Source organism: uncultured Fretibacterium sp., from assembly GCF_938040765.1.
GTDB lineage: Bacteria > Synergistota > Synergistia > Synergistales > Aminobacteriaceae > CAJPSE01.
The window spans coordinates 1-1755 of sequence record NZ_CALIAA010000249.1 but is presented as its reverse complement, the minus strand read 5'-3'; the positions used below and the strand labels follow the sequence as shown (position 1 = coordinate 1755).

The following is a 1755-nucleotide window of genomic DNA, read 5'->3' as shown; positions in this document are numbered from 1 at the left end:
CTCTCCCAGGAGAACTTGTATATAATGGATTGATATATAAGCGGAGGGAGGGGTCGAAATGGTGTCGAATACCAAGGACACGGGGGCCTTCTTCGCCCCGTTCGGGCTTGGGGGACAGGGGCGAGAGCTGGTCAGCCTCGTGGGCGGGGGCGGAAAGACGACGCTGCTCCGGGCGCTGGGCAGGTTTCTGTCCCGCAGCGGCACGACCCTCCTGACCACGACGACGAAGGTGGCCCCCAACGATCTGCCCCTGCTCCTCCTGGGAGGATATGAGGGGCCGGAGGAGGATACGGAGCGCATCCGTGCTGCGCTTCGGCTCCATTCCCCGCTGCTGGCGGCCCAAAGGCACGTGAGGGACGGGGATCGGGAGAAGCTGGAGGGCCTTTCCCCCGAGGCGATCGATCGCCTCTGGAGCGGCAAGGCGGCCGATTTCCTGATCTGCGAGGCGGACGGGGCACGGCACAAGCCTCTGAAGGCCTGGGCCGATTGGGAGCCGCCGATCCCGTCCCAGACGACGCTGCTCTGCGCCGTGCTCGGCGCGGACCGGCTGGGCGAACCCCTGACGGAGGACTGCGTCCACCGCATGGCGCTGATGACGGAGCGTTTCGGGTTCCGGCCCGGGGACGCCCTGACCCCCGACCGGCTGGCGGCCCTGCTGGAGTCCCCCCACGGATACCTGAAGAACGCGCCCCCTGCGGGCAGGAGGATCGTCTTTCTGAACCGCTCCGACCTGCTGCCCCCCGCCCGACTCGACGCCCTGGCACGGGATTTTCTGCCCCGTACCGCTCGGCTGCTGGGCTCCTGGGACCTTTTGATCCTGGGCTCCCTGCACGAGCTGCGCATCGAGGCCGTCCTGATGCCGAGACGGGGCCGATGATCGCCCTGCTTCCCGCCGCAGGGCTGTCGCGCCGCATGGGGACGCAGAAGCTGCTGCTTCCGTTCGGGGCCGGAACGGTCCTGGAGGCCGTCATCGGAAACCTGCGCGCCGCCGGGCTGACCCCGATCCTCTGCGTCCTCTCCGAGGCGACGCTCCAAGGGCTCCGGCCCCTTGGTGAAGACGTGACGGTGCTGATCAATCCGGCCCCGGAACGGGGCTACGCCTCCTCGCTCGCGATCGCCCTCGACGCGTTGGGCAGGGCGGAGCCCGCTGCCCTCCGGGAGGGCCCATTCTGCCTGATGCTCGGGGACCTGCCGACGGCACAGGCGCACGATATGGCGCGGCTGCGCCTGGCCTTCGAGCGCCGCCCCGCCGGGTACACAGCTCTGGCCCCCTATCGGGAGGGGCGTTTCGGACACCCCATTTTTATGGAAGGGCTCTGGCGCGCCCGGCTGAGATCCGCATCCGGCGACCGGGGCGGGCGCGGCATCCTCGAGGCCCACGGAGGAGAGGTGCTGACGGTGGAGGGGGAGGACGGCTTCTTCGAGGACCTGGACACCCCGGAGGACTATCGGAGGGCCTGCCGCCCGCAGACCTGAGCGGATCCGAACCGAGGACGGCGCTCCCCCCTCCCAAAGGAAGGGATTGACAGGCGCCCGGGATTGCGGTAGATTATTTCCGAAATTGAGTTTGTACCAACAAACTAATTGAAGAAGGGGGTACTACGGAATGTTCGGGCGGAACGTTACGAGGATCCTGCACTTCGGCCTTCCGATATTGGGATTGTTTTTCCTTTTATTCTCCGTGGATTCCGGGCTGGCCTTCGCCGTTCTCTTCTTCTGTGCCGTGGCCGGCTCGTCCGTGTTCCTCAAGCGGCG

General features: G+C 67.2%; 2 protein-coding genes. Both read left to right on the top strand.

Going from position 1 to position 1755, the window contains the following annotated elements; all coding sequences use genetic code 11:
- Positions 1 to 58 precede the first annotated feature (58 nt).
- A complete protein-coding gene (yqeC, locus tag Q0176_RS08625; RefSeq protein WP_299301591.1) occupies positions 59 to 877 on the top strand; it encodes a selenium cofactor biosynthesis protein YqeC in 819 nt (272 codons plus the stop codon).
- Positions 874 to 1476, top strand: coding sequence for a nucleotidyltransferase family protein (locus tag Q0176_RS08620; RefSeq protein WP_299301589.1), 603 nt, complete (start codon positions 874 to 876; stop codon positions 1474 to 1476). The genes yqeC and Q0176_RS08620 overlap by 4 nt, the downstream gene beginning before the upstream one ends.
- The last annotated feature ends 279 nt before the right edge of the window (positions 1477 to 1755 follow it).